The sequence below is a fragment of the uncultured Aquincola sp. genome (assembly GCF_964001545.1).
Classification (GTDB): Bacteria; Pseudomonadota; Gammaproteobacteria; order Burkholderiales; family Burkholderiaceae_C; genus Aquincola.
Window position 1 is genome coordinate 1 of sequence record NZ_CAXFDV010000734.1, and the last position, 2,451, is coordinate 2,451.

A 2,451-nucleotide genomic window follows, 5' to 3' on the forward strand; every position below is an offset into this window, starting at 1 on the left:
CGGCGTTCGCGTAGGTGATGCGCCCCTTGCAGTCCGTGGTGGACATCAGGGTGGCGTCCGCGGGAAATTGGAATTCGCGCTGGGTGACCGGTAGGTTGGTACGCATGGGCCTCTCGGGTGACGACATCTTGCTGCCATGAATGGGTTTTCCCCATCGGCACCACGGATATCGGCCCCGGTTCCCACCGGTTGAGGTGAATTATGACAACCGGTGTGTGCGGTACGGCTCCCGGCTCAGACGCTTCGCGATCCGGCGGCCGAAGTTGGAGAGCGTGCAGTGCTCCCCGTGGCCGACGATGACGCCGGCCTCCGGCTCGTCGATCGAATCACCGCCGTCCACCGGCATGCCCAGCGCGCGCAGCACCTGCACACCTTCGCCGGTGGCTGCCAGCGTCTTGCCCTCGTTGTAGGCATCCTGCACGAACTTCAGCGCGTCATCGCTGAGTTGCAGCGTTTCAGCGCAGAACAGGCCGGAGGGCACGCACACCGCATCGAAGGCCTCGACCGACACCTGCGACACCGTGTGATCGGGCGCCAGCAGGCCGCCGAGCTGGCTGCTGACCGGGGACAGTTGCGGCGCCACCAGCTTCACCTGGGCGCCTGCGCGGTTGAGTTCGGCGATCAGGCGCGCCACGCACAGCGCATCCACGCCATCGTCGATCAGCATCGCCACACGCCAGGCCGGCGGCGCGGGCAGGTGCGCGGCAGCGGTGCCGCGGGCGGCATGGCGGTGGAGATGGGCAGGTTCGAAGTTCATGGGGCGTACTCCTGTCTGTCTGTTGCGCCGCCGCAGCCGGCGCGATCACGCAAGCCTAAGGGTCTGCCCGGGGTCCGACTGTCGGGCCGCCGCGCCCGGCGTTGTAGGACGCGGCCGACAGTTTGCGGCGCTGCAGCAACGAGGGTGGACCGCATCGCCCGCCTATCATCGCCAGCCAATTCCCCCTGAGCTCCCTGATCCGTGGCGCAACGCATCCTGCTGCTGGAAGACGAACAAGCCATCGCCGATACGCTGATCTACAGCCTGCGCAGCGAAGGCTTCGAGGTGGCGCACCTGACGCTGGTGCGCGATGCGCTGGCGGCCTTTGCGCACCAGGCACCGGATCTGGCCATCCTGGACGTGGGCCTGCCCGACGGCAACGGCTTCGACGTCTGCCGTGCCATCCGCAAGACCAGCGAGCTGCCCATCCTCTTCCTGACCGCGCGCAGCGAAGAGATCGACCGCATCCTGGGCCTGGAGCTGGGCGCCGACGATTACGTGAGCAAACCCTTCTCGCCGCGTGAGGTGGGCGCGCGGGTCAAGGCCATCCTGCGGCGCAGCGCCGTGCGTGTCGCGCCGGCTGTGGCGGACGCTGAGGCCGCGCCGATGCTCCAGCTGGACGAAGGCGCGCAGCGCATCCGCTGCGCCGGCCGGTGGCTGGCCCTCACGCGCTACGAATTCCGGTTGCTGGCCACGCTGCTGCGGCGGCCGCAGCGCATCTTCTCGCGCGCCGAGCTGATGAGCCTGGTGTGGGACGACGCGCCCGACACCGCCGACCGCACGGTGGACGCCCATGTCCGGCTGGTGCGTGCCAAGCTGCGCGAGGCCGGCGCCAGTGCCGAGCTGATCCAGACCCATCGCCACATGGGTTACTCGCTGCGGGCCTGAGTTGCGCATCGGTCTACGCCTGCTGCTGGGCTTTTTTCTGGTGCTGGGCCTGGCGCTGTTCGTGGTGCTGCGGGTGTTCCTGGAAGAGGTCAAGCCCGGCACCCGGCTGGCGATGGAAGACAGCCTGGTGGACACCGCCTACAGCCTGGCCCAGCTGGCCGCGCCCGACCTGAAGGCCGGCACCATCGCCCACGGGCCTTTTGCGCAGGCCATGCGCGCGCTGCCCACCCTGCAGCCCGACGCCGATCTCTGGGGCTTTCACAAGAACCGCATCCACACCCGCATCAGCATCACCGATGCACGCGGCATCGTCGTGTTCGACACGCGCAAAGCGGCGGTGGGCGAAGACCATTCGCGCTGGAACGACGTGTACAAGACCTTGCGTGGCCAGTACGGCGCCCGCTCCAGCGCCGAAAGCCCCGGGCAGCCCGAGAGCACGGTGATGCACGTGGCCGCGCCGGTGCGCGATGGCGACCGCATCATCGGTGTGCTCACCGTGTCGCGGCCCAACGCCACGCTGGAGCCTTACATCCAGCGCAGCCGCCAGCGCATCCTGACCTGGTCATGGGGGTTGCTGGGCATTTCGCTGGCCATCGGCCTGCTGTTCACCTGGTGGATCGTGAGCTCACTGTCGCGGCTGCGGGGCTATGCCCTTGCCGTGGCGCAGGGCGAGCGTGCCGAGCTGCCGCGCATGGGGCGCCTGTCGGGCAACACCGAGTTCAGCGATCTGGCGCAGGCGGTGGAACGCATGCGCCTGAAGCTCGAAGACAAGGCCTATGTCGAGCGCTACGTGCACACGCTGACGC

3 protein-coding genes are annotated in these 2,451 nt (G+C 68.5%); 2 read left to right on the top strand and 1 reads right to left on the bottom strand.

Translation table 11 applies throughout. The annotated features are described in order from the left end of the window. Positions 1–199 precede the first annotated feature (199 nt). Positions 200–667: a DJ-1/PfpI family protein gene (locus ABNT58_RS25770; protein WP_348756235.1), complete on the bottom strand. Its 468-nt coding sequence runs from the start codon at positions 665–667 to the stop codon at positions 200–202. A gap of 291 nt (positions 668–958) precedes the next feature. On the opposite strand from ABNT58_RS25770, the gene creB reads away from it, so the two are divergent. Together creB and ABNT58_RS25780 are read left to right on the top strand one after the other, a co-directional pair. Further along, complete coding sequence (creB, locus tag ABNT58_RS25775) at positions 959–1,645, top strand: two-component system response regulator CreB (RefSeq protein WP_348756236.1); 687 nt, start codon at positions 959–961, stop codon at positions 1,643–1,645. Between the two features lies 1 nt (position 1,646). Continuing rightward, on the top strand, positions 1,647–2,451 hold an 805-nt coding region (locus ABNT58_RS25780; protein WP_348756237.1), incomplete at its 3' end, for a HAMP domain-containing protein.

Excerpts from the sequence above, each read along its gene's own strand:
- ABNT58_RS25770 (WP_348756235.1), bottom strand. The coding sequence starts at position 667 with ATGCTGATCGACGATGGCGTGGATGCGCTGTGCGTGGCGCGCCTGATC.